This window comes from Arthrobacter sp. NQ7, from assembly GCF_029581595.2.
Classification (GTDB): domain Bacteria; phylum Actinomycetota; class Actinomycetes; order Actinomycetales; family Micrococcaceae; genus Arthrobacter; species Arthrobacter phenanthrenivorans_B.
This window is the reverse complement of record NZ_JARFXU020000019.1, coordinates 41927-65890: the sequence shown is the minus strand read 5'-3', so window position 1 is coordinate 65890 and position 23964 is coordinate 41927. Positions and strand designations below refer to the sequence as shown.

Annotated in this window: 18 protein-coding genes and 2 tRNA genes; 14 read left to right on the top strand and 6 right to left on the bottom strand. The window is 68.0% G+C overall.

What is annotated here, in order from left to right:
* Positions 1 to 81: 81 nt before the first annotated feature.
* The 4 genes from PUN71_RS17445 (at position 82) to PUN71_RS17430 (ending at position 4939) form a co-directional block, all read left to right on the top strand.
* Complete coding sequence (locus tag PUN71_RS17445; protein ID WP_277799426.1) at positions 82 to 2337, top strand: prolyl oligopeptidase family serine peptidase; 2256 nt, start codon at positions 82 to 84, stop codon at positions 2335 to 2337.
* Complete coding sequence (locus PUN71_RS17440; RefSeq protein ID WP_277799425.1) at positions 2316 to 2873, top strand: GNAT family N-acetyltransferase; 558 nt, start codon at positions 2316 to 2318, stop codon at positions 2871 to 2873. Before PUN71_RS17445 ends, PUN71_RS17440 begins: the two co-directional genes overlap by 22 nt.
* A 99-nt stretch (positions 2874 to 2972) precedes the next feature.
* Positions 2973 to 3061, top strand: a tRNA-Ser gene (locus tag PUN71_RS17435).
* 228 nt (positions 3062 to 3289) lie between these two features.
* The gene (locus PUN71_RS17430; RefSeq protein WP_277799424.1) at positions 3290 to 4939 is read left to right on the top strand and encodes an MFS transporter; all 1650 of its coding nucleotides are present in this window, start codon (positions 3290 to 3292) and stop codon (positions 4937 to 4939) included.
* Here the strand turns inward: PUN71_RS17430 and PUN71_RS17425 are convergent.
* Complete coding sequence (locus PUN71_RS17425; RefSeq protein ID WP_277799423.1) at positions 4863 to 7067, bottom strand: RecQ family ATP-dependent DNA helicase; 2205 nt, start codon at positions 7065 to 7067, stop codon at positions 4863 to 4865. The genes PUN71_RS17430 and PUN71_RS17425 overlap by 77 nt on opposite strands.
* A gap of 140 nt (positions 7068 to 7207) precedes the next feature.
* Between PUN71_RS17425 and PUN71_RS17420 the strand changes: the two genes are divergently transcribed.
* The 4 genes from PUN71_RS17420 (at position 7208) to PUN71_RS17405 (ending at position 10895) form a co-directional block, all read left to right on the top strand.
* A complete protein-coding gene (locus PUN71_RS17420; RefSeq protein WP_277799422.1) occupies positions 7208 to 8626 on the top strand; it encodes a phosphomannomutase/phosphoglucomutase in 1419 nt (472 codons plus the stop codon).
* A gap of 6 nt (positions 8627 to 8632) precedes the next feature.
* A complete protein-coding gene (locus PUN71_RS17415; protein WP_277799421.1) occupies positions 8633 to 9130 on the top strand; it encodes a hypothetical protein in 498 nt (165 codons plus the stop codon).
* A gap of 15 nt (positions 9131 to 9145) precedes the next feature.
* Positions 9146 to 9595, top strand: a complete 450-nt coding sequence (locus tag PUN71_RS17410; protein WP_277799420.1) for an RrF2 family transcriptional regulator — start codon at positions 9146 to 9148, stop codon at positions 9593 to 9595.
* A 139-nt stretch (positions 9596 to 9734) separates the two neighbouring features.
* Complete coding sequence (locus tag PUN71_RS17405) at positions 9735 to 10895, top strand: globin domain-containing protein (RefSeq protein ID WP_043452024.1); 1161 nt, start codon at positions 9735 to 9737, stop codon at positions 10893 to 10895.
* A gap of 203 nt (positions 10896 to 11098) precedes the next feature.
* Here the strand turns inward: PUN71_RS17405 and PUN71_RS17400 are convergent, their stop codons facing one another.
* Positions 11099 to 12925 (bottom strand): phosphoenolpyruvate carboxykinase (GTP), encoded by a 1827-nt coding sequence (locus PUN71_RS17400; protein WP_277799419.1) that lies wholly within the window; start codon positions 12923 to 12925, stop codon positions 11099 to 11101.
* 276 nt (positions 12926 to 13201) lie between these two features.
* Here PUN71_RS17400 and PUN71_RS17395 point away from each other — a divergent pair.
* The 5 genes from PUN71_RS17395 (at position 13202) to PUN71_RS17375 (ending at position 18307) form a co-directional block, all read left to right on the top strand.
* Positions 13202 to 13278: transfer RNA gene (locus PUN71_RS17395), tRNA-Arg, on the top strand.
* Between the two features lie 75 nt (positions 13279 to 13353).
* Positions 13354 to 14808 carry a dihydrolipoyl dehydrogenase family protein gene (locus PUN71_RS17390; protein ID WP_277799418.1) on the top strand — a complete coding sequence of 485 codons (1455 nt, stop codon included), beginning with the start codon at positions 13354 to 13356 and terminating at the stop codon, positions 14806 to 14808.
* Between the two features lie 66 nt (positions 14809 to 14874).
* Positions 14875 to 15630 (top strand): ABC transporter ATP-binding protein, encoded by a 756-nt coding sequence (locus PUN71_RS17385; RefSeq protein WP_277799417.1) that lies wholly within the window; start codon positions 14875 to 14877, stop codon positions 15628 to 15630.
* Complete coding sequence (locus tag PUN71_RS17380; RefSeq protein WP_277799416.1) at positions 15627 to 17663, top strand: YhgE/Pip family protein; 2037 nt, start codon at positions 15627 to 15629, stop codon at positions 17661 to 17663. Before PUN71_RS17385 ends, PUN71_RS17380 begins: the two co-directional genes overlap by 4 nt.
* Positions 17660 to 18307 carry a TetR/AcrR family transcriptional regulator gene (locus tag PUN71_RS17375; protein WP_277799415.1) on the top strand — a complete coding sequence of 216 codons (648 nt, stop codon included), beginning with the start codon at positions 17660 to 17662 and terminating at the stop codon, positions 18305 to 18307. Before PUN71_RS17380 ends, PUN71_RS17375 begins: the two co-directional genes overlap by 4 nt.
* 601 nt (positions 18308 to 18908) lie before the next feature.
* On the opposite strand, the gene PUN71_RS17370 is transcribed toward PUN71_RS17375, so the two are convergent.
* Positions 18909 to 19907, bottom strand: coding sequence for an EamA family transporter (locus PUN71_RS17370; RefSeq protein WP_277799414.1), 999 nt, complete (start codon positions 19905 to 19907; stop codon positions 18909 to 18911).
* 72 nt (positions 19908 to 19979) lie between these two features.
* Here PUN71_RS17370 and PUN71_RS17365 point away from each other — a divergent pair, with 72 nt between their 5' ends.
* Positions 19980 to 20903, top strand: a complete 924-nt coding sequence (locus PUN71_RS17365; protein WP_277799413.1) for a LysR family transcriptional regulator — start codon at positions 19980 to 19982, stop codon at positions 20901 to 20903.
* On the opposite strand, the gene PUN71_RS17360 is transcribed toward PUN71_RS17365, so the two are convergent.
* From PUN71_RS17360 to PUN71_RS17350, 3 genes are all read right to left on the bottom strand, one after another.
* Positions 20872 to 21399, bottom strand: coding sequence for a SixA phosphatase family protein (locus tag PUN71_RS17360; protein WP_110545004.1), 528 nt, complete (start codon positions 21397 to 21399; stop codon positions 20872 to 20874). The two genes, PUN71_RS17365 and PUN71_RS17360, sit on opposite strands and share 32 nt — an antisense overlap.
* Before the next feature lie 54 nt (positions 21400 to 21453).
* Positions 21454 to 22320, bottom strand: a complete 867-nt coding sequence (locus PUN71_RS17355; protein WP_043452011.1) for a winged helix-turn-helix domain-containing protein — start codon at positions 22318 to 22320, stop codon at positions 21454 to 21456.
* 531 nt (positions 22321 to 22851) lie between these two features.
* Complete coding sequence (locus PUN71_RS17350) at positions 22852 to 23820, bottom strand: hypothetical protein (protein ID WP_277799412.1); 969 nt, start codon at positions 23818 to 23820, stop codon at positions 22852 to 22854.
* Positions 23821 to 23964: the final 144 nt, after the last annotated feature.

The following is a 23964-nucleotide window of genomic DNA, read 5'->3' as shown; positions in this document are numbered from 1 at the left end:
TCCAGCGTACGGGCTGGAAGCCGGTTATGCCCCGCGGCGCTTGACTTGCCAGCCTGTGGCCCAGTTGTTTGGATGGGGCGCATGACCACCACAGCAGCTGATCACGCGTCCGTTCCCGGTCCAGGCCCGGACAACCCCGGCACCGCCGCTTCCGGCAAGGCACCGGAACCCGTCGACGAAAACGTATGGCTGGAGGACATCTACGGCGAGGAGCAGCTGGCCTGGGTCAGGGAGCAGAACTCCCGCACCGAGGACCTGCTCGAGGACGCAGGGTACGCGGGACTGGAAGCCGGCATCCTGGAAGTCCTGGACTCCTCTGACCGGATCGCCATGGTGGGCAAGCGCGGCGACTGGTACTACAACTTCTGGCGCGACCAGCAGAACCCGAAGGGCCTGTGGCGCCGCACCACCTGGGAGAGCTACTGCACCGACTCGCCGGAATGGGACGTCCTGCTGGATGTTGATGAGCTGTCCCGGGCAGAAGGCGAAGAATGGGTGTTCCACGGCGCCACGTTCCTGCGTCCGGCCGCCGGGGAGCCCTACCGGCTGGCGCTGCTGGCCCTCTCCCCCGACGGCGGTGACGCCAACCGCTACCGCGAATTCGACGTCGAAGCACGCGCTTTCGTCGACCCGGCCGCCGGCGGCTTCGACCTCCCGACCGCGAAGGGCAATGTGTCCTGGCTGGATGCCGATACGCTGCTGGTTGCCTCCACCGCGGAGGGGCTGCCCCGGACCGCGTCCTCCTACGCCGGTACCGCCGTGACCCTCAAGCGCGGCGATTCCCTGGCCACGGCCCCGCGCCTTTTCGAGGTACCGGAAGACCACATGATGGCTGTGGCCGCGCACGATTCCACTGCCGGTTTCGAGCGCACCTTCGCCGTGGACTACATCGATTTCTTCAACCGCACCAGCTTCGTACTGCGGGACGGCGGCTGGGAAGCCATCGATGTCCCCACCGACGTCAACGTCAGCGTGCACCGGGAATGGCTGCTCTTCCGCCCGCAGCAGGACTGGACCCTGGACGGCACCACGTATCCCGCCGGAGCCCTGCTCGCCGCCAACTTCGAGGACTACCTTGCGGGGCGCCGCGAGCCCATCGTCCTGTTCACGCCGGATGCCCACACTTCCCTGCAGTCCTGGAGCTGGACCCGGAGCTTCCTGCTCCTGAACCTGCTCAAGGACGTGTCCTCTGAGATCCGGGTACTGGACCCGTCCCGGCCCACCGGCAACGCCGGCGGCGGCTGGACGGCCACGTTGCTCGACGCCTGTCCTCCCCTGCACGACGTGAACGCCTACGCCGTGGACGACGAGGATGAGGGACCTGCAGACGGCGGAGCCGGCGATGACTTCTGGCTGGTCGCCACCGGATTCACCACTCCCACCACCCTGTTGCGCGGCACCCTGGAGCACGACAACCTGGAGCACGACGCCGCCGGGACGTCCGGCGTGGTGAGCCGGCATGCCACCGTCAAGGCCTCGCCGTCGTTCTTTGCCGACGCCGAGTATGAGGTGGAGCAGCACTTCGCCGTGTCCGACGACGGCACCCGGGTCCCGTATTTCCAGGTGGCCCCGCGCGGCCTGGCGCTGGACGGGCAGAACCCCACCCAGCTGTCCGGCTACGGCGGGTTCGAGGTGTCCCGGACGCCCGCCTACAGCGGCACCGTGGGCCGGGCATGGCTTGAGCGCCGCACCACGCCGGCGGAAACCGACGGCGACGCCGCCCACTCCCGCGGCGGCGTGTACGTGGTGGCGAACATCCGCGGCGGCGGCGAATACGGGCCCGCCTGGCACCGGGCCGCGCTGAAGGAAAACCGGCACCGGGCCTACGAGGACTTCGCCGCCGTGGCCCGCGACCTGATCTCGCGCGGGGTCACCTCGCCCCGGCGGCTGGGCTGCGTGGGCGGCTCCAACGGCGGCCTCCTGGTGGGCAACATGCTCACCCGCTACCCGGAACTGTTCAGGGCCGTCTCCTGCGGGGTTCCGCTGCTGGACATGCGCCGCTACACCAGGCTGTCAGCCGGGCACTCCTGGATTGCCGAGTACGGGGACCCTGATGTTCCCGAAGAGTGGGAGTACATCAAGACCTTCTCGCCGTACCACCTGCTCAAGGACGCCGTGGAGTACCCGGAGACCTTCATCTGGACCGCAACCTCGGATGACCGGGTGGGCCCCGTCCAGGCGCGCAAGATGGCGGCCCGCATGCTGGCCATGGGTATCCCCAATGTCTGGTTCCACGAAGCCCTGGAGGGTGGGCACGCCGGTGCCTCCGACAACCGGCAGGCCGCCGCCCTGCAGGCCCGCAGCCAGCATTTCCTGTGGAAGGCGCTGGCAGGCTGACCGCCGCGGAGCACGTACTGACGGTCCGGCGGGCCGGTTCCGACGACATTGCGCAACTGGCGCGGGTGCATGTCCGCTGCTGGCAGGAGACCTACCGGGGGATGCTCTCCGACGCCTTCCTCGCCGCGGTGGACCCCGCCGGCAGGCTCCGCCTCTGGCGGCACCTGCTGGACCGGCCGAACCCCGTCGAGGCCTGGGTGGCGTCCGACGGCGGCACGGTGGTTGGGTTCGCCGGCGCCCGCCTGCTGCCGGCGCCGGGTTCCCCCGAAGGGCACCCGCCGCCGTCGGCCGGGGACCTGGAACTGTGGGGACTGTACCTGCTGGCGTCCCACCAGGGCCTTGGCCTGGGTGCCCGGCTCTTGACGGCCGCCATTGGCGACAACCCGGCAAGCCTCTGGGTGGCCGCGGCCAACAGCCGGGCGATCGGCTTCTACCGGCGGTTCGGCTTTGAGCCCGACGGCGAGCAGGACGTCCTGGCCGACTGGGAGAACCTCGCCGAAATCCGTATGGTCCGTCCGGCCCGGCCCGGCCCGTAGGCAGCGCGGAACTGCACCGGCCGGAGTGGGGCTTCGACGGAAGCGTTTTGCACTGCGTGCCCGGATCTGCGTATCCTTGGTGGGCTAGGAATAGCAACTGGAGACGTGCCAGAGCGGCCGAATGGACTTCACTGCTAATGAAGGGTCGGGGTTAAACTCGACCGGGGGTTCAAATCCCCCCGTCTCCGCGTTTGGCCCCGGTCCCCGTGACCGGGGCCTTTTGCGTTTCCGGGGGAATTTTGAGGCTGGTTTCCGGGACTGCCGGTCTAAGCATGTTCGCGAATCAGTGCCTTGAACGTTCGGGGACGCGAAGAAGCTTCTGATGAACATGGCAAGGCTCCCGCGTCCTCTGGAAAACGCTGTCCGCCAGCCGGACGAGGGGCGCGCGGGCGGTGCCCCAGTGGCAGGATTGGCGCATGGCGGCACGCACCACACCTCACCAGCAGGACAGCACCCGTTCGGGGTGGAACCCGCGCCTGGCCCTCCTGGTGGCGGCAACGTTCTTCATGGAGTTCCTGGACGGCACGGTCCTCACTACGGCGATCCCCAGCATCTCGGCTGATTTTGCCATCCCCGCTGCCGACGTCAACATCACCATGACCGCGTACCTGCTGACGGTCGCCGTGGGCATTCCCATCAGTGGCTGGCTGGCGGAACGGTTCGGCGCCCGCCGGGTCTTCTGCGCAGCGATCGCCGTCTTCACGCTCGCGTCCCTGCTCTGCGCCTTCAGCCAGGACCTCCTCGCGCTCACCCTGAGCCGCATCGCCCAGGGCGCCGGCGGGGCCATGATGGTCCCGGTGGGAACCCTGGTGGTGCTGCGCGGCACCCCGAAGTCCGACCTGCTGCGCGCCACAGCGTTCCTGGTGTGGCCCGGACTCCTGGCCCCGGTCCTCGCACCGCTGGTGGGCGGCGCGCTCACCACCTATCTGTCCTGGCACTGGATCTTCCTGGTGAACATCCCCCTCGGCGCAGCCGCTTTTGTCGCCGCCCTCCGCCTGGTTCCGGATGCACCCGGCGACGCCGGCCGCCGGCTGGACTGGCCCGGCATGGTGCTGACGACGGTGGGGGTAGGCGCGCTGGTGGCGGGCCTGGAACTGGCCAGCAGCCACCCGGAGCTGCCCTGGGCGGGGATCAGCGCCGCGGCCGGGCTCGCCGCACTTGCCGGCGCCGTGGCCTGGATGCGCCGGACTCCCCATCCACTGTTCAACCTCCAGGTCTTCCGCACCCGGACGTTCCGGGCGATGGCCACCGGCGGATTCGTATACCGGGTGACCATCAGCTCGGTCCCATTCCTGCTGCCGCTGATGTTCCAAACCGGGTTCGGCTGGTCACCGCTGCAGGCCGGTGCCATGGTGGCGGCGGTGTTCATCGGCAACATCGGCATCAAGCCCGCCACCACGCCACTGATCAGGAAGTTCGGTTTCAAGGCGATGCTGGTGTTCGCCTCGCTGGCGTCCGCGGTCACCTTCGCGCTCTGCGCGTTCCTCACCCCGGCGACGCCGGACGCCCTGACGTTCCTCCTGTTGGTCTGCAGCGGAGCTTTCCGCTCGATCGGTTTTTCGGCCTACGCTTCGGTCCAGTACGCCGACATCCCGCCGGCACAGCTGACGTCCGCCAACACGGTGTCCGCAACCCTGGTGCAGCTGGGCACCGGCTCGGGCATCGCCGTCGCCGCCCTGCTGATCCGGATATTCGACGGACAGGCCTTGGTGCCCCAGGACCCCGCCGGGCCTTTCCGCGGGGCGTTCGGGGTGATGGCCGTACTGATGCTGGCCAGCACGGTGGACAGCCTGCTGCTTCCCCGTCATGCCGGGGCGGCAGTGAGCCAACGGCGGCCGCCGCAGGATCAGCCAGGCCCGGCAGCCACGGCCCCGGGGGCAGCCGGACAGGCGGCATCGGAGCCGGACGCCGCAGCCCGGGATGCAGCAGCCCAAGGCGCAAGCGCAGCAGGACGAAGTGCAGCCCGGGGTTCAGCCGCTGCTGAGGCCGTCAGCCCGCCTGCGCCAGAACCAGGGGAAGCACCGCTCCCGCCCCGCCCTGCCGAAGGGCGCGCCCAGCGACGGTAAGGGTCCACCGGCTGTCTGCAAGGTCGTCAATCAGCATGACCGGCTGGCCCTGGGCAGACTGCAGGGCGGCCTCAAGCTCCGGACCCACCACCAACCGGTCCCACACACCGGCCAACCGGTAGGCGCTGTTCCCGCCGCGGCCGCCGGTGGGCCCGCCGTGGGCCAGCTGCAGCTCGCCGAGGTACGGTATGCGGCCGATCTCGGAGATTCCGCGTGCCAGTGACCCCACCAGCTGCGGTTTGCTGCGGGACGGCACGCCGACAATGGCGGCCGGCCTGCCGACACCGCTCCACCCCGGGGTACGGCCATCACCGGCGCCCCATTCACGCAGGACCTGCACGCAGGCCTGGAGCATGCCCGGATCCACGGGCCGGTCCTGCGCGCCCGCGGCGAACAGTTCCCGCAGGGCGCCGCCCCATCCGAGGTCCGTCAGGCGGGCAAGGACACGTCCCTCGGCCAGGCCCTCACCGGGCTTGAGCTTGCCTTTCACCGGCACGCCCAGCCGGTCCATGCCGCTGGGCCACTGAAGCCGCGGTTCCAGCACTCCACCTGCCCGGCTCAAGGTTTGACCGGCCGCTGCCGTGGCGTCAGCTGCCACGTCCGCGGGGAACCACCGGCCAGCGCAGTTGTCGCAGCGCCCGCAGGGACGGGCGGTCTCGTCGTCCAGGACCGAGGTGATGTACTCCATCCGGCAACCCGCGGTGTCCTGGTAGATCACCATGGAGTCCTGCTCATCCACGCGGGCCTCGGCAATCCGGCGGTATCGTTCCGCGTCGTAGACCCAGGGCTGGCCGGTGGACCGCCAGCCTCCGCCGACCCGCTCCACCGCGCCATCCACGGACAGCACCTTCAGGAGCAGCTCAAGGGGGGTACGGCGCAGGTCCACCCGGGCTTCCAGGGCCACGGTGGACAGGGCTGTGCCTGCTTCGGCCAACGCCGTCAGCACGGCCCCGGCCTTCTCCTCCGAGGGCATGGAGGCGGTGGCGAAGTACTGCCAGATCTCCCGGTCCTCGGCACCGGGCAGCAGCAGGACATCGGCGTTCGCCGCGCCGCGGCCTGCGCGGCCCACCTGCTGGTAGTAGGCAACGGGCGAGGACGGCGCACCGAGGTGCACCACGAAGCCAAGGTCCGGCTTGTCGAATCCCATTCCCAGGGCGGAGGTGGCCACCAGTGCCTTGACCTGGTTGTCCTTCAACAGTTGCTCTGCACGCTCCCGGTCGGCAGGATCAGTCCGGCCGGTATAGGCGAGGACGTTGTGCCCGGCCTCCGACAGCAGGCGGGCAGTGTCCTCGGCCGCGGACACCGTCAGCGTGTAGATGATTCCGCTGCCGGGAAGATCGGCCAGGTGGGTCAGCAGCCAGCCCAGCCGCTCTTTGGACCCTGGCAGGGACAAGACCCCAAGCCGCAGCGACTCCCGGCCCAGGGAGCCGCGGATGGTCAGGACCCCCGCGCCGAGCTGCTCTTCGATATCGTGCACCACCCGGGAGTTGGCGGTGGCGGTAGTGGCCAGCACCGGGACCGAATCCGGGAGCTGGGTGATCAGGTCCGCGATGCGCCGGTAGTCGGGACGGAAATCGTGGCCCCAGTCGGAAATACAGTGGGCTTCATCAATGACCAGCAGGCCCGTCCGCCGGATCAATTCAGGCAGCTGGGTCTCCCGGAACGCCGGGTTGGTCAGCCGCTCGGGGGAAACCAGCAGCACGTCCACCTCGTCGGCGGCCAGTTGTTCACGGACGGTGTCCCACTCCAGCTGGTTGGCCGAGTTGATGGCCACGGCGCGCACCCCGGCCCGGGCGGCAGCGGCCACCTGGTCCCGCATCAGGGCAAGCAGCGGCGAGACGATCAGCGTGGGCCCGGCTCCCCTGCGCCGCAGCAGCAGGGACGCTACGAAATAGACGGCCGACTTGCCCCAGCCGGTGCGCTGGACCACCAAAGCCCGCCGCCCGCCGTCGACCAATGCCTCGATGGCCTCGTACTGCCCGTCGTGGAAGACGGCGTCCGGGTGGCCCACCAGGCCGCGCAGGACCTCGAGCGCCTCGGCGTGAGTGGCGCTCCCCTGCACACGAGGATCTGATTGGTCTGCAACTGCGGTAGCGGAAACTGTGGACGTGTAGTGGTTATCGGCCATTGATTCAGTATCCCAGCACCCTCCGACAACATGGACGGGCACCATCCGCTATGTGGAAATACCCCGCCGGTCCGCTGCTGTTACGCACATACCGCCGAAACCGCCTTGGCCGCCATCGCCGTCCACGTAAGATAAAGCCCGTGACTAGCGAACAGACAACGACATTTGATCTCTCGGCATCCTTCAAGGCCTACGACGTCCGTGGGATTGTCGGCGAGTCGATCACCGCCGAAATCGTCGAAGCCGTGGGGGCCGCGTTCGTGGATGTCCTGCAGCTCGAAGGCCAGACCATCGTGGTGGGCGGCGACATGCGCCCCTCCTCCCCCGAGTTCAGCAAGGCCTTCGCCAACGGGGCGGCAACGCGCGGCGCCAGTGTCGAACTGCTGGACCTGATCTCGACCGACGAACTGTACTTCGCCTGCGGTTTCCTCAACCGCGCCGGAGCCACCTTCACCGCCAGCCACAACCCGGCCGAATACAACGGCATCAAGATGGCCAAGGCCGGCGCCGTCCCCATCTCCTCCGAATCCGGCCTCAAGGAGATCCAGGCCCTCGCGGAGCAGTACCTGAACAGCGGGACCATCCCCGCGGCAGGCACCCGCGGCCTGATCAGCGTCCGCGACGTCCTCAAGGACTACTCGGAATACCTTCGCAAGCTCGTCGACCTCTCCGCCTCCCGCCCGCTGAAGGTTGTGGTGGACGCCGGCAACGGCATGGCCGGCCTGACCACCCCGGCGGTGCTGGGCGACGCGCCGCTGCCCAAACTGCCCTTCGACATCGTTCCGCTGTACTTCGAGCTGGACGGCTCCTTCCCCAACCACCCGGCGAACCCGCTGGAGCCGGAAAACCTCCGCGACCTGCAGGCCGCCGTGATCGAGCACGGCGCGGACATCGGCCTGGCCTTCGACGGCGACGCCGACCGCTGCTTCGTCATTGATGAAAAGGGCGAACCCGTATCGCCGTCGGCCATCACCGGAATGGTGGCCCGCCGCGAGATTGCGCGCGCCAAGGCCCAGGGCGAGGAAACCCCCACGATCATCCACAACCTGCTCACGTCCCGCGCGGTGGCGGAACTGGTGGAGCACGACGGCGGCCGCGCCGTCCGCACCCGCGTGGGCCACTCCTTCATCAAGGCCGTCATGGCCAAAGAAGGCGCCGTGTTCGGCGGAGAGCACTCCGCGCACTTCTACTTCCGCGACTTCTGGAACGCGGACACGGGCATGCTGGCGGCCATGCACGTCCTGGCTGCCCTCGGCGAGCAGGACGGCCCGCTGTCCGAGCTGGCCCGCGAATACGAGCCCTACGTCAGCTCAGGTGAGATCAACTCCGAGGTGGAGGACAAGCCGGCCGCGGTGGAGCGGGTCCGCCAGGCCTTCGCGGACGAGGACCTCACCATCGACACCCTTGACGGCAGCACGTTCACGGCCAACGACGGCAGCTACTGGTTCAACCTGCGCCCCTCCAACACAGAACCGTTCCTCCGGCTCAACGCCGAGGCCACGGACCGGTCCACCATGGAACGCATCCGCGACCGCGTCCTGTCCCTGGTCCGGGCCTAGCACCGCATGGCGGAGCATCCCGGACAGGCACCGGACGGTGGCGGCGGCCAGGAAAGCTGGCGCGACTCCGTCTCCGAAGCCACGGCAACAGACTTGGAGAACCTCCTGGGCACGGGCGTCAGCGCGGCCCAGGAGCAGCTCCAGCGCAACGGCGGCTTCCTGCCCTTTGCCCTGACTGTCCAGAACGACGGCGAAGTGCGGCTGGTTGCTGTCTCCCCGGCCGATGCTGCTGAAGACAGCGACGGCGAATTCGACGCCGACGCCATGATCCGCGACCTCCAGGCCCTCCTCCGGCAGAACCGGGACGACTTCCGCGCCGCGGCCGTGGTGTGCGACATCCTGCTGGTGGAGGACGATTCGGACGCCATCCATGTGGCCGCCGAGCACCGGGACGGCTCTCTTTTCGCCGCCGTCCTGCCGTACTCGGCCAATGCGGGCACCCAGACCTGGGAGTTCGGCGAACTGGGTGCGGACGCCAGCGAGCCCGCCATCTGGGTGGACTAGACCGGTACCGCAGTCATGAAGATCAACGCCTTCGCTGACGTCAGCCTGCGCGCACTCATGGTGCTCGCAGCGGTCCCGGACGGCACCCTGCTGACCACCCAGAGCATCGCCGACTCGGTGGGGACGCCGTACAACCACGTCAGCAAGGCCATGGCCAAGCTGCGGAGCATGGGCCTGATCGAGGTGGTCCGCGGCCGTTCGGGCGGTTCGCGGCTCAGCCACGCCGGACGCATTGCCACCGTGGGGCACATCCTGCGGCAGCTCGATACCCGCACCGATCCCGCCGAGTGCATGTCCCCCACGGGCAACTGCCCCCTCATCAATGAATGCAGGCTGCGGGGCGCGTTGGCCCGCGCCCGCGAAGCCTTCTACGCCGAGCTTGACTCGGTGGTCATCTCGGACCTTCCCCAGGCCCGGCAAATGGCGCCGGTTTTCTCAATGATCGGCCTGCGCCCGGGACTTTAGTCGCCTATTATCCGGGCGCCCGCTATCGGTTTGATTTCAAACTTCTACAAGGTGTAGAACTGAGGCAGAATACTCGTATTTGAAATGTGAGTTTTCCTCCGGCCGGACGAAGGCCCCGGCCACAACCTCAGGAGTTCAGATGCTCTCGGACAAGTCCCGCCCCGTTATTGAGGCCACCCTGCCGCTGGTCGGTTCCCGGATCGGATCCATCACCCCCAAGTTCTACGCCCGCCTCTTCGCCGCGCACCCCGAACTGATGGATGGCTTGTTCAGCCGCTCCAACCAGCGTTCCGGCAACCAGCAGCAGGCCCTCGCCGGGAGCATCGCCGCCTTCGCCACCCACCTGGTGAACAATCCGGGCACGCTGCCGGAAACCGTCCTTTCGCGCATCGCGCACCGCCACGCCTCCCTGGGCATCACGGAGCCGCAGTACCAGGTGGTCTATGAGCACCTGTTCGCAGCGATCGCCGAGGACCTTGCAGAAGTCATCACGCCGGAGATCGCCGAGGCCTGGACGGAGGTGTACTGGCTGATGGCGGATGCGCTGATCAAGCTGGAAAAGGGCCTCTACGCAGCCCAGGCCAATGACAGGATGTGGACTCCGTGGCGGGTGGCGGCCAAGACCCCGGCAGGAACCGGGTCCATGACCTTTACCCTGCAGCCGGCCGACGACACACCCGTCACCGCAGCCCTGCCGGGTCAGTACATCAGCGTCAAGGTGGCCCTTCCCGATGGCCTGCGCCAGGTCCGGCAGTACTCCCTGTCCGGCGACGCCGGCACCAGCCGCACCTTCACCACAAAACTGGACGACGGCGGCGAAGTTTCCCCCGTGCTGCACAACACCGTCCAGGTGGGGGACGTCGTCGAAATCTCCAACCCCTACGGCGAAATCACGCTCAAGGAGGGTGACGGACCCGTGGTCCTGGCCTCTGCGGGCATCGGCTGCACCCCCACGGCCTCCATCCTCCGCTCCCTTGCCGAGTCCGGTTCCGACCGCCAGGTCCTGGTGCTGCACGCCGAAAGCACCCTGGACAGCTGGGCGCTGCGCGGCCAGATGACGGACGACGTCGAACGCCTGGACACCGCCGAATTGCAGCTCTGGCTCGAGCAGCCGGTGGACGGCGCCAAGGAAGGCTTCATGTCCCTGCGCGAAGTGGACCTGCCGGCCGACGCGTCCCTGTACCTGTGCGGTCCGCTGCCGTTCATGAAGAACATCCGCAACGAGGCCATCAACGCCGGCATCCCGGCCACCCGGATCCACTACGAGGTCTTCGGCCCGGACATCTGGCTCGCCAGCTAGATCGGCTGCTCCATACTGGTCGTTTTGAAGGTTGAAAACGACCAGTACGTGGGCCCACGCCGGCAGGGTTCCCGCCGGCAGGGCTCCCTGGCCGAGCTTGCGAGGTTAGGGTGCCGGTGGGGAGCAATCGATGGGGGGAACGACGACGGCCCCGCACCTTTCGCGAAAGGTGCGGGGCCGTCGTCGTGCTTCAGGCAGTGAACCTAGGAGAGGCGGGCCTTCAGGCCTGCCAGCTCGGACTGCAGGGCGTCGGGCAGGGAGTCGCCGAAGTTGGCGAACCATTCCTCGATGGAGGCCAGCTCGGCAGCCCATTCGGTGGCATCGACCTTGACGGCTTCCTCCACCTGCGCGGGGGTCATGTCCAGGCCTTCGAGGTCGATGGCCTCCCCGGTGGGCACGAAGCCGATGGGGGTTTCGACGGCGTCCGCCTTGCCCTCCAGGCGCTCGATGGCCCACTTCAGGACACGGGCGTTGTCACCGAACCCGGGCCAGGCGAAGCCGCCCTCGGAGTTGCGGCGGAACCAGTTGACCAGGAAGATCTTCGGCAGCCGCTCCGGGTTTGCCTTGGCGGAAAGGTTGACCCAGTGGTTCAGGTAGTCACCGGCGTCGTAGCCGATGAAGGGCAGCATGGCCATGGGGTCGCGGCGGACCACGCCGACGGCACCCGCAGCGGCAGCGGTGGTTTCGGAGGACAGGGTGGAACCCATGAAGATGCCGTTGGACCAGCTGCGCGCCTCGGTAACCAGGGGGATGGTGGTCTTACGGCGGCCGCCGAAGAGGATGGCCGAGAGCTCCACGCCGTCCGGGTTGTGGTATTCCTCTGCCAGCATGTCGATCTGGTCGATGGGGGTGCAGAACCGGGAGTTCGGGTGGGCTGCTGGCTGGTCCGAGCCCGGAGTCCAGGAGTTGCCCTGCCAGTCGGTCAGGTGCGCCGGCACCTCGTCGGTCATGCCCTCCCACCAGACGCCGCCGTCATCGGTCAGGGCCACGTTGGTGAAGATGCTGTTGCCCTTGGCGATGGCACGCATGGCGTTGGGGTTGGTGCCCCATCCGGTACCCGGGGCAACGCCGAAGAGGCCAGCCTCCGGGTTGACCGCCCGCAGCTCGCCTTCCTTGCCGAACCGCATCCAGGTGATGTCGTCACCGAGGGTCTCAACCTTCCAGCCCTTGATGGTGGGGTCCAGCAGTGCGAGGTTGGTCTTGCCGCAGGCGGAGGGGAAGGCGGCGGCGACGTAGTAGGTCTTCTGTTCGGGGGAGGTCAGCTTGAGGATCAGCATGTGCTCGGCCAGCCAGCCTTCGTCCCGCGCCATGACGGAGGCGATCCGCAGGGCGTAGCACTTCTTGCCCAGCAGGGCGTTGCCGCCGTAGCCGGAGCCGAAGGACCAGATGGAGCGTTCCTCGGGGAAGTGGACAATCCACTTGTCCGGGTTGCAGGGCCACGGCACGTCATCCTGGCCCGGTTCCAGCGGCGCACCCACGGAGTGCAGGGCGGGCACGAAGAAGGCGTTGGTTTCGGTGATGCGGTTCAGGACGTCGGTACCGATCCGGGCCATGATGCGCATGGAGGCGACCACGTAGGCGCTGTCGGTGATCTCGACACCGAACTTGGGGTCTTCGGCGTCCAGGTGGCCCATGACGAACGGGATGACGTACATGGTGCGGCCGCGCATTGAACCGGCGAACAGCCCGCGCAGCTTGTCCTTCATTTCGCGCGGGTCCATCCAGTTGTTGGTGAACCCTGCGTCACGCTTGTTTTCAGAGCAGATGAAGGTCTGCTCCTCGACGCGGGCAACGTCGGCGGGATCCGAGAACGCGGCGAAGGAGTTCGGGAACAGGTCCTGGTTGAGCCGGGTCAGCGTGCCGGCAGCAACAAGCTCGTCAGTCAGGCGGGTGTTTTCCTCTTCGGACCCGTCAACCCAGTAGATGCGGTCCGGCCGCGTAAGCTCAGCAACCTCTTCGACCCATGCCAGCAGACCGGCATGTGTGGTGGGTGCTTTCTCAAGCAGCGGCTTCTGCGCCAGATCGCCCATTGCAGTTCCCTTCCTCGGGTTCATCGGTGTGAGCTAAATGCTATGGTCCGGACCAGTGGAGTTTTTGGGGAGCTTGACTGACATATCCAGTCACGGAAACTGAATTCCGCGAGAAATCAAGGAATTATTCCCGCGAAAACGCCGATTAAGTGATGAAGGTCACCTATACCGGTCTAGTTGTGGAGATTACATGCCCCTCGATTTGGCATCAGCCCGCAGCTCGCGTAAAGTAATTCGAGGTTCAGGGAGAGCGGTTCTTCTCCCGGGACACGGAATGCGCCCATAGCTCAGCTGGATAGAGCGTCTGTCTACGGAACAGAAGGTCAGGGGTTCGAATCCCTTTGGGCGCACCAGCAAGGTCCGTACCGGTTCTCCGGTACGGACCTTTTTTGTGCTGCCCGGACCGTCAACCCGGCTAGGCTTTGCTCATGATGCCCGAGGCCGCTGAGCGCGAATTTGATGTTGTTGTTATCGGCGCAGGCGCCGTAGGGGAAAACGTGGCCGGCCGGGTGGTGGAGGGCGGCTTGACCGCGGTGCTGGTTGAAGCCGAACTCGTCGGCGGCGAATGCTCCTATTGGGCCTGCATGCCATCGAAGGCCCTCCTCCGGCCGGGCACGGCGCTGCACGCGGCCCAGACCACGCCGGGAGCCAAGGAAGCCGCTACCCGCACCCTTGATGCCGCCGCCGTCCTGGAGCGCCGGAACTACTTCACCTCCAACTGGCAGGACGACAGCCAGGTGTCATGGGTGGCGGACACCGGGATCGAGCTGGTGCGCGGCCACGCCTGGCTGACCGGCCCCAAGGCTGTGGAGGTGGCAGGCCTGGACGGGACGCAGCACCTCCTGGGGGCGCGGCATGCCGTCGTGCTGGCCACCGGTTCAACCCCCACCACTCCCCCCATCGAGGGACTGCAGGACGTACCGGTCTGGGGCACCAGGGAAGCCACCTCGGCCCGCGAGGTCCCGGAGCGCCTCACGGTGCTGGGCGGCGGAGTGGCCGGGACCGAACTGGCCCAGGCCTTCGCCCGCCTGGGCTCGAGTGTCACCCTGGTGGCGCGCAGCGGGCTGCTGGGCAACTTCCCGGACGAGGCGGCTGCGCTGGTTGCCGCCGGGCTGCGCGCGGACGGCGTTGAACTGCGTCTCCACACCGCCACCGAACGCATCAGCCAGAACGGCGACGGCACCATCACCGTGACCCTGGGCGACGGCACCGCCGTCACCTCTGACAAAGTCCTGGTCTCCACCGGCCGCCACCCGGCCCTCGAAGGCCTGGGCCTGGAAAGCGTCGGCTTCGGGCCGGACGACTCCGGCCACCTGTCCCTGTCAACGGATTCGTCAGGCCTGGTGCAGGGCACTCCCGGCGACGAACAGTGGCTCTACGCAGTGGGGGACGCCGCGGGCGAGAATCTTTTCACGCACCAGGGCAAGTACGAGGCCCGGGCCACCGGTGACGCCATCGCAGCCCGCGCCAAGGGCGAACTGAAAGGGACTCCCGCCGACTGGACCCGATACGCGCAGACCGCCAACCAGCACGCCGTGCCCAGCGTCGTCTTCACAGACCCCGAACTGGCCAGCGTGGGACGCACCTTGAAGGCGGCGCGGAAGGACGGCTACAACGCGTCCTCCGTTGAGCTGCCCATTGAGGTGGCCGGCTCCTCCCTGCACTCGGAGAACTATGAGGGCTGGGCCCAGCTGGTGGTCGACGAGGACCGCAAGGTCCTGCTGGGTGCCACCTTCGCCGGCCCGGACGTGGCCGAACTGCTGCACGCCGCCACCATCGCCGTGGTGGGAGAGGTGCCGCTGGACCGGCTCTGGCACGCCGTCCCTTCCTACCCCACGATCAGCGAGGTGTGGCTGCGACTGCTGGAGAAGTACGGCCTTTAAGTCTATTTGAACTGACCGGTCAGTTCGGTTAGCCTTGTAGCAGACGATTTCTGCGAAAGGCAATCCTTGCTCTCAGCACACCAGCTCCACGCCAAAGGACGCCGGGATCCGCTGCTTCCTCCCACCTCTCTGACCGTGGCCCGCGGTGAACTGCTGCTCGTGGCCGGCGACCGGCAGGACCAGCGCACCGCGTTGTCACTGCTGGTCAGCGGCAGGATGAAGGCAACGGGCGGACAGCTCGGCTGGGATAACAATTCCCGCACCAGGCAGCTCCGCCTTGCTGCGGCCCTGGTGGACTCCCCCGGCGTCAACGAACCCGAGGAGCACCTCTCGGTCCGCGACCTGGTGACCGAGGACCTTGCCCTCATCCCCCGCCGTTTCCGCGGTGCACTGCTGAGCGGTCCATGGCTGAAGGTCAACCGCTTCGAGGACATCGCGGACTTGTGGACGGAGCAGCTGGAACCGCAGCGGCGGCTGGAACTGCTTACGGCGCTGGCCCTGGCGAACCCCCGCACGGACCTGCTGGTGGTGGATTCCCCGGACCGGCACTCCGCCGATGCGTCCACGTGGCTGCCGCGCCTCCGCGCGCTCGCATACGACGCCGGGCGGCCGCTCGCCGTCGTGGCGGCAGTCAGTGCCGTCCCCGCCTTGTGGGACGGTCCAGTGGCCACCATCGGCAACGCCGCACCTGTTGCGGCGGCGCCTGAAGCCGAGGCCGACCCGGTCCCGGACCTGGAGTCCGCGCACGGGAAACACGCCGGAGAGGCCATGCCCGAACCGGAGAACCACGAAACCACCATCGAAACTGAGGTTGCCAAGTGACTGTCCTGCGGTTGGCCCGCTCCGAACTCAAGCGCATGACGGGCGGCCTGCTGCCCAAGCTGACCATCCTGGCGCTGACCATGGTCCCGCTGCTCTACGGCGCTGTGTACCTGTACGCCAACTGGGACCCCTACGGCCACCTCAACAACCTCGACGCCGCCCTGGTGGTGGAGGATTCCGGTGCAACCGCCACCGACGGCACGCGGCTGGAGGCGGGGCACAAGGTTGCGGACAGCCTGGTGGAAGGCAACGTGTTCCACTGGATCCCGGTGGCCAGCTCCACGGAAGCCGACGCCGGGGTCAGCAGCGGGCAGTACGCCTTTGCCCTGAAGATCCCCAAGGACTTCTCCGCGAACCTCGTCTCCCCCGGCAGCTTCGACTCCGCCAGCCAGGCCATGCTGAGCGTCACCACCAATGACGCCAACAACTACCTCCTCAGCACCATCGTGGACAAACTGACTACGGCTGTGCACTCCACGGTGGCCAAGGAGGTGGGTGAGGAAACTGCCAACCAACTGCTGACAGGGTTCGGCACCATCCACTCCAGGATGGTCCAGGCCGCGGACGGCGCCTCCCAGCTTGCCGACGGCGTGGCCACGCTCCGGGACGGAACCGTCACCCTCCACGAGGGCACCTCTGCCCTGACCAGCGGCGCGGACCAGTTGTACGCCGGCCAGCTGAAGCTGCGGGACGGGGCCAACCAGCTGACCGACGGCGCGGGGCAGCTGAGCAGCGGGCTGTCCACCCTGAAGGACAAGACGGCCACCCTCCCCACGGATGCCCAGACGCTTGCCAACGGCGCCGCGCAGGTGGCTGCCGGAAACGCCCAGCTGAATGCCAAAGTCCAGGATGCTGCCGCACAGCTGGAGGCCGCTGACCAGGGCCTGCGCAACCGGGTGGTGGAGTCCAACAGCAGGCTCGTCACCGCGGGCGTGCTGACCCAGGAGCAGGCGGACAAGGTCCTGGCTGACTTTGATGCCGCCGCGGCTTCAAGCCCCGTGGCGGCTGCAAAGACCAGGCTCCAGACCGATGCGGCCCAGGTCCAGCAGCTGGCCGACGGCTCCGAAGCGGTCAGCGTCGGCGCCGCCCAGCTCGCGGCCGGAATGCCCGCACTGAAGGACGTTATCGGGCAGGCCTCGGCAGGGGCGGACCAGCTCCACACGGGGGCTGCCGCCCTGGCGGCCGGCGAGCAGTCCGCCGTCGACGGATCCTCCAGCCTTGCCGACGGAGCACGGAAGGTGGACGGCGGGGCCGCGCAGGTTGCGGACGGCGCCGGCCAGGCCGCTTCCGGTTCACGCACCCTGGCCGACGAGATCGGCAAGGGCGCCGGGCAGGTCCCCAACCCGGACGACGCCCAGAAGAGCAACCTGTCCCAGGTCATGGCTGATCCTGTCGCCGTCAGCAACGTGTCCCAGGCCAAGGCCGGGTCCTATGGCGCCGGGCTGGCGCCCTTCTTCCTCACGCTTGCCATGTGGATCGGGATCTTCATGCTGGTCCAGGCCATGCGTCCCATCACCCAGCGGGCCCTGGCCTCCAATGCGCCGTCGTGGAAGATCGCGCTGGGCGGCTGGCTCCCCTTCCTGCTGGTCTCGGTGGTGCAGGCGTCCCTGCTGACTCTGGTGGTGGACGTGGCGCTGGGCCTGAACCCTGCCCATCCGGTCCTGATGTGGCTGTTCATGCTGGCCGCCGCCATGGCGTTCAGCGCCCTCATCCAGGGCGTGGTGGCCCTGCTGGGCTCGCCGGGCAAGCTGGTGGTGCTGATCCTGCTGGTCCTGCAGCTGGTGTCGTCCGGAGGAACGTTCCCCTGGCAGACCACCCCCCAGCCGCTGCATGTGGTGCACCAGGTCCTGCCCATGGGCTACGTGGTCACGGGCATGCGGCACCTGATCTACGGCGGGGACCTGTCCATGATCCTCCCCACCCTTGCCGGCCTGGTGGGCTACACCCTGCTGGGCGCGGCGATGTCCACCCTGGCGGTGCGCAAGAACAAGTACTGGACACTGAAGACCCTGAAGCCGGAGATTGCGGTATGACCACCGAACCAGCAGGTGCGGCCAAGGCACTCCGGCCCGCCAGGACCAACGCCACGCGGCAGAAACTCTTCGACGCCTCGATGGAGCTGATCGGCGAGCGCGGCGCTGCCGGCGTCACGGTGGACGAAATCGCGGCAGCGGCCGGGGTTTCCAAGGGTACGGTCTACTACAACTTCGGCAGCAAATCCGAGCTGATCGCACAGTTGCTCCGGCACGGCGTGGACATCCTCAAGGCACGGCTGCTCGCTGCGGCCGACGGCGGCGGCCCCGGACGGGACCCCTTGCTGGCCATGGAGGCCATGATCGGGCAGGCCATGGACTTCATGGCCGAATACCCCTCCTTTGCGCGCCTGTGGGTCAGCGAAAACTGGCGGATCCCCAGTGAGTGGCAGGGCACCTTTTCGGTCCTGCGGGCGGAACTGCTCGACGTGATCGGGCAGACAGTGGAACGCGTCGCCACGGCGTACCCCGTGGATGATTCGGTGTCCCGGGGGAGCCTGGAAACGGCCATCTTCGGCGCCTGCTTCGTGGTGGGCCTTGACCGCCAGACGTACAACCCCGAGCGCACCCGTGACCAAAGTGTTGCCGCAATCATGGCGATCATGCGCGGCTACGTCCTGAAGGATGCCGCTCCTCGGGGATGATGGTGGACATGCGCCATACGGGGAAGAGCGGAAAATTCGCGGTCATCTGCGGGATTGTTGCTGCCGGGCTGCTGGTGCTCACGGCGATGACCCTTGCCGAGCCGGTGTTCCTCGCGTTCCTGGGCGTCCTGGCGCTGGCCTACCTCGCCGCGGTGGCCGAAATCCTGGTGCGGCGGCGCCGGTTCGCCCTGCTGGCCGCGGGTGCGGGGACCGCCCTGGCCCTCGGCTTTTCGCTGGCCTTCCTCAGCACCTGGGAGCTTGCCTTCGACGGTCAGTCGTCCTTCCTGGGCACACCTCTTCCCACTGACGACCCGGACAACTACTTCATTGCCGCCGCCTCCGCGCTGGCGGCAACGTTCGGGATCCTGTTCCTCGGAGCCCTGTGGCCGGGGAGGAGGCGGATCACGGCGGTCCGCCGGCCCTCCCCGGCACGGCGCAGCGGCACGCCGGCAGCCCGGCCCGCGGCGCGGGCAAGCGGGCAGGGAAAGCCGGCAGCCCAGGCCAGGCCAGCGGGGCAAGGCAGGACCACGGGGCAGCAGCCGCGCCCCCAGGCAGCCCAGCGGACGGCCGCCCCGCGCGGAGGCACGCAGGCCTCCCCCGTTCAGCGGACCTCCGTCCCGCGCGCTCCCGCCCGGGACCCGGCAGCGGCAGCCAGGCGCCCGGCGTCGTCCGCTTCACCGCCGCCCAAGCCGGCACCCCGGCCTGCCCGCGGCCAGCCCCGCCGCTGACGCCCGCCCCCTCCGGTAAGCACCGCCGTCGCCACGCCGGCCAGGAGGAGCAGGCCGCCTGCCAGCTCCGTTGGCGATGGCACCTCTGCGAGCACCAGCCACGCTGCGCTCATGCCCACCACCGGGACCAGCAGGGTGAACGGAACAACGGCCGACGACGGGTGGCTGGCCAGGAGCCGGTTCCAGATGCCGTAGCCCACGAGCGAGGCGAAGACAGCCGTATAAAGGGCACTGGCGATGGTGGGTGCCTGGAGCCCGGACAGGGAATCCCAAACCGTGGCCGGCCCGTCAACCAGCAGCGACAACGCGGCCAGCGGGACCGGGACCACGGCCCCGGACCACACCACCAGGCCGAGTCCGGAGGCAGCCCTCGCTTTGCGCGCAATGACGTTGCCAGCCGCCCAGGACAGTGCCGCCGCCAGGACGATGAGCAGCGGCAGCAGTGGGGCGACGGCGCTGCGGCCCACGGCCACGACGGCCAGGCCTGCCACGCCCAGCACCACTCCTGCGAGCTGGCGCCGGCTGGGCCGCTCACCGAGGAACCCGGCGGCCAGCAGGACGGTCAGCAGGACCTGCGCCTGCAGGACCAGCGAGGCCAGGCCTGCCGGCATGCCGAGCGCCATGGCCAGGTAGAGGAGCCCGAACTGGCCGGCGCTCATGAAAAGTCCGACGCCGATAATGGCCTTCCACGGCACGTCCGGCTTCCTGACAAAGAAGATCCAGGGGACAACCACCAGGACGAAGCGGATCGCCACGAACAACAGCGGGGGGAAGTCCCGGCCACCGGCGTGGAGGCCGATGTCGATGGCCACGAAGTTCAGGCCCCACAGCAGGGCCACCAGGACGGCAAAGAGGGAATCGCGCAGGCTCACGTCCCCACTGTGGCAGAGGAACGGTTGAAGCACCAGCGCCCATTTGAACATCAGATCATGTAGCTTTGCTTCATGATCGATATCGGCTCGCTGCGGGCCCTGGCGGCTATCGAGCAGCACGGGACAGTGGTTACCGCCGCGGAGGTGATGGGGTTCAGCCCCTCAGCGGTGTCGCAGCAGGTGAAGAAGCTGGAGAAGGAAGCCGGGTTCGCGGTTTTGGAGCGCCGCGGCCGCGGGGTCCTGCTGACCGAGCGCGGCCTGGCGCTGGCAGCCTACGGCCGGCGCATCCTGGCCGAGCTGGAGGAACTGGAGTCAACCCTCCTCGCGGACCCGGCCAAGCCGAGCGGGAGCCTGCGCCTGGTGTCCTTTTCCACTGCCTGCCGGGGGTTGGTGGGTCCGTTGCTGGCGCAGATCGGGCAGTCGGAGGCGGCGCTGGAGATTTCCGTGCTGGCGGAGGATCCGCGCGAGGCTGTGGCCCGGGTGGCCAACGGTGAAGCCGACCTTGGCCTGGTGCATAACTGGAATTCGGTGCCCCTGGTGATCCCGGAGCACCTGACGCTGGAGTGGCTGTGCGAGGACGTGGCGGACGTCCTGGTCCACCGGCAGCATCCGCTGGCAGCGTGCGCGGACATCGAGCCCGCGCAGCTCGTGGAGGAGCGCTGGATCAGCACACCGGATGGCGCCATTTGCAATGAAGCCCTCCTCCGCATCTTCGCCGACCTCGGCCGCGTCCCGGACATCAGGGTGTATGACCCCGACTTTGCAACGCACATCGCCCTGGTGGAGCAGGGGGTGGGTGTTGCACTGGTCCCGCGCCTCGGCCGCCCGGCATTGCCTCCGGACGTGGTGGCCGTGCCGGTGGTCAACCCGGTCCAGGCACGGCAGGTGGGGCTGGTCCACCGGAGGACCATGACCGCCAGTCCAGGCATCAGGCATGTAGCGGCGATGCTGCGCGGCATCGCCGTCAGTGCGACCGGGGAACCGCGAAGCGCGTAATCCGGGCATCCTGCCCATCGAGTTCCGCCCATGGCTTTTCCGTTTCCAGCACGGTGAGCGCGTTGGTGGGGAAACGGGTGGCGGCGTCCATGTAGGCGTCGTGGTCCGAATCGCGCGAGGCGAGGTGCATGGCCAGGTCCTGGACGCCGGGCAGGTGCGCGATCAGCATCAGGGTGGTCACCGTGTCCGGTACATGGTTGACCACGGTCAGCATCCGGAGCGCCGATGCCGCATACAGGCCGTCTTCGAGCTTGGGCGTGGGGGCCTTGTCACCGAGCTCCGAGCAGACCCAGGTACACGTCTGGCGGGTCCGCAACGCACTGGAGCACAGGATGAAGTCCGGGACGATGTTGTGCTTGAGCAGCCACCGTCCGGCCAGCGGCGCTTCCCGGTGCCCACGCTCCTCCAGCGGCCGCTCGTGGTCAGCCACCCCGCCGGGCCAGTCGGCCTTGGCATGGCGCATGATCACAAGGCGGCGAAGGTGGTGCTCACTCATGCCCCAAGCCTAGCCAATCCCCCCGCCGGGGAGGCGGCCAGGTGGAACCGGGAGTTAGATCGAGTACTCGGGCGCAGCCCAGACAACAACCTCGGGGTGCTCGTAGAACCGGTAGCCCTGGCCGCGGACCGTGCGGACGGTGTTGGCAAGGCGCCCCAGCTTGGAGCGGAGGCGGCGAATGTGGACGTCGATGGTGCGCTCGTTGGGCACTTCTTCGGCGTTGCGCCACAGGCCTTCGAGGAGCTCGTCGCGGCCCACGGTGCGGGTGCCGTTTTCGACGAGGTAGTTCAGGAGCTCAAACTCCTTGAACGTGAGGTTCAGGGACTCGCCGTCAAGGTGGACTTCGCGGCGGGCGAGGTCGATCAGCACACCGGAGGGCCGGGGTTCCTGCGGCTGGGCAGCACGCGGGGTTTCCGTGCGCTGGCGGTTGTTGACGGTGGGGTCGCCGAAGGTGGAACGGACGACGTCGAGCGCGGAGCCGGGGGTGCCGGCCGGGGCCACCGCGACGGCGGCGTAGCTCTCGGCGCCGGAGACCAGCGATTGCGCGTAGGCGCGGATCTCCTGGGCCAGTTTGGCAATGGAGGTACCCGCCGCTGCGGCCGTCTCCTCGTCGATGCCCATGTAAAGGACGAATCCGCGGGCCACGTTGTCATTGGCGACCGGACGGACGGCGTTCGGCCCTGACACGACCGGGGTGGGTGCAGTCACCGGAGCGGATTCGGCCGGATGGACGGCGCGGAGCTGGCCGTAGGAGTTCGGGTTGTATCCCTGCGGGGCAAAACCCTGGGCAGGGTAGCTGCTTCCGGAGGTGGAGGGGGCAAGTGCCGGCCGCGGGCCGAAGCCGGGACGGATGCCGGAGGGCTGGCCTGCCTTGGCGGCGTTACGGACAGAGATGTGGACGTATCCGGATGCAACTGACATGGAATGCTTACCTCAATGTGAAATGGCCGCCTTCGCGGCTCGAATGCTGGCTTCCCCGCGGCGAAGACCGGGGAGGGGCGCCCGACGCTGGGCTGGGGGCGAATGCCTAAGAACTTCGATGGGTGGGAAGGTCAGGCGTGCATTCGACAACAGCGCATGTCGGCAGCAGCGGATGTGCTGGGCCAATATTCTGCGGCTGCAGGTGCTGTTGAGTTCTTGTTCACATTGGAAGTGTGCAGCGTAACAATGCCAACTTGCAAGTAACAATGGACCAAATCGTCCGCATTGTGAGACGAAACGGAGAATTGTGCGGTAGATCACGATTTTGGCAGAGGGAATTTACAGCGACGCTTGTCCGGTCAGGACCCCCTCTTTGGCACATTTTCTGAATATTATTCGGCAAAGACCCTTCTCCTCGAATTGGCCTGAAATTCAACCGTTTGACATAGAATCGCGGTACCGGTGGAGGCCGTGTCCAACCGCTTGCTGGCAAATTCCGATCTTTTTTGCCGCTTTGGCCCCTTCCAAGGGTCAGTTGCTGCTGGTTCCGGCACCGGGCGTGGTCGGGGCGCTGGACGTTGCGAGCAGGATGGTCTGTGCCGTGTAGGTATTGCCGTCCTTCAGGGCTGTCACGCGCACAGTTGCCCCCGTGGTCACGCTGGCCAGGCTGGGCGTACTGCCGGTGGACGCGCTGCCACGTTGCCGCATGCCTTGGGTCACCTGGACGTCGGAGCCCACGGAATAGGTCCGGGAAAAGCCGTCCTCGCTGTTAACGGTCATGGAGGTTTCCGAAATCGCTGTGACAGTGCCGGCCTGTCCCGCCATGGTGACGTAGCCGGAGTCCTGGAGGACCACGTATTCGGAGTGGACAGCCGCGTTCAGGCCCGCTGCCCCCAGGCCCAGTCCGCCCGGACCGCCATCCATGCCCATCCCGCCGTTCATACCGCCGGCCGCACCGCTGCCGTCCACCCCGCTTTGGCCGCCCGGGCCCATCATGCCGCCCTGCCCGGTCATGCCGCTTTGCCCACCGGGCCCAAGCTGTCCGGCCGCCCCCGTGCCGTTGACGCTTGAGGCAGCTGTAGCCCCGTTGCCGGCTGCGTAGGCTCCCGCGCCGGCCGCGGCGCCGACGACCACCGCAACGCCGCCCACCAGCAGGCTTTTCCTACCGGTCCAGTTCCCCTTCCCTGGACGGGACGAAGCATCAGGCGCGTAGTGCTGCGGTGCGCCCCAGCCCGTGCCGGCGTTGTCCGCCTGGCCGCCCGCCGTCGTCGTGCCCCACCCTGGGGACGGCGTCCCGGGGGCGGGTGCGCCCCACCCCTGGGCGGGCTGTTGCCCCGGGGATTGATCCCGGCCGGATGGTTCGTAGGCCCCGGTGCGGCCTTCCGGGGCGCCGCCCCAAACCGGTGCGGGCCGGCCTTGCTGCCCGCCCTCCATGGCGGTATCCGGCTGGCCGTCATGCCCGGAAGCCCCGGGGACGGTGCGGTTGTCGTGCTGGTCCATGGCGTTCTCCAAGAAGTTGAAACTGTCAGGTGGTGGTGCTGTTGTTTGGTGTCATCAGGCTCTGCCGATTTGCTGTGCGCTGGCTGTGCAGCAGGCCAAGCCCTCCTGTGACCCTCGAGACCCCAACCGGAGCCAGGGAAGCCC

Excerpts from the sequence above, each read along its gene's own strand:
- PUN71_RS17445 (WP_277799426.1), top strand. The coding sequence starts at position 82 with ATGACCACCACAGCAGCTGATCACGCGTCCGTTCCCGGTCCAGGCCCG.
- PUN71_RS17430 (WP_277799424.1), top strand. The coding sequence starts at position 3,290 with ATGGCGGCACGCACCACACCTCACCAGCAGGACAGCACCCGTTCGGGG.
- PUN71_RS17425 (WP_277799423.1), bottom strand. The coding sequence starts at position 7,067 with ATGGCCGATAACCACTACACGTCCACAGTTTCCGCTACCGCAGTTGCA.
- PUN71_RS17415 (WP_277799421.1), top strand. The coding sequence starts at position 8,633 with ATGGCGGAGCATCCCGGACAGGCACCGGACGGTGGCGGCGGCCAGGAA.
- PUN71_RS17410 (WP_277799420.1), top strand. The coding sequence starts at position 9,146 with ATGAAGATCAACGCCTTCGCTGACGTCAGCCTGCGCGCACTCATGGTG.
- PUN71_RS17405 (WP_043452024.1), top strand. The coding sequence starts at position 9,735 with ATGCTCTCGGACAAGTCCCGCCCCGTTATTGAGGCCACCCTGCCGCTG.
- PUN71_RS17400 (WP_277799419.1), bottom strand. The coding sequence starts at position 12,925 with ATGGGCGATCTGGCGCAGAAGCCGCTGCTTGAGAAAGCACCCACCACA.
- PUN71_RS17390 (WP_277799418.1), top strand. The coding sequence starts at position 13,354 with ATGATGCCCGAGGCCGCTGAGCGCGAATTTGATGTTGTTGTTATCGGC.
- PUN71_RS17375 (WP_277799415.1), top strand. The coding sequence starts at position 17,660 with ATGACCACCGAACCAGCAGGTGCGGCCAAGGCACTCCGGCCCGCCAGG.
- PUN71_RS17365 (WP_277799413.1), top strand. The coding sequence starts at position 19,980 with ATGATCGATATCGGCTCGCTGCGGGCCCTGGCGGCTATCGAGCAGCAC.
- PUN71_RS17360 (WP_110545004.1), bottom strand. The coding sequence starts at position 21,399 with ATGAGTGAGCACCACCTTCGCCGCCTTGTGATCATGCGCCATGCCAAG.
- PUN71_RS17355 (WP_043452011.1), bottom strand. The coding sequence starts at position 22,320 with ATGTCAGTTGCATCCGGATACGTCCACATCTCTGTCCGTAACGCCGCC.
- PUN71_RS17350 (WP_277799412.1), bottom strand. The coding sequence starts at position 23,820 with ATGGACCAGCACGACAACCGCACCGTCCCCGGGGCTTCCGGGCATGAC.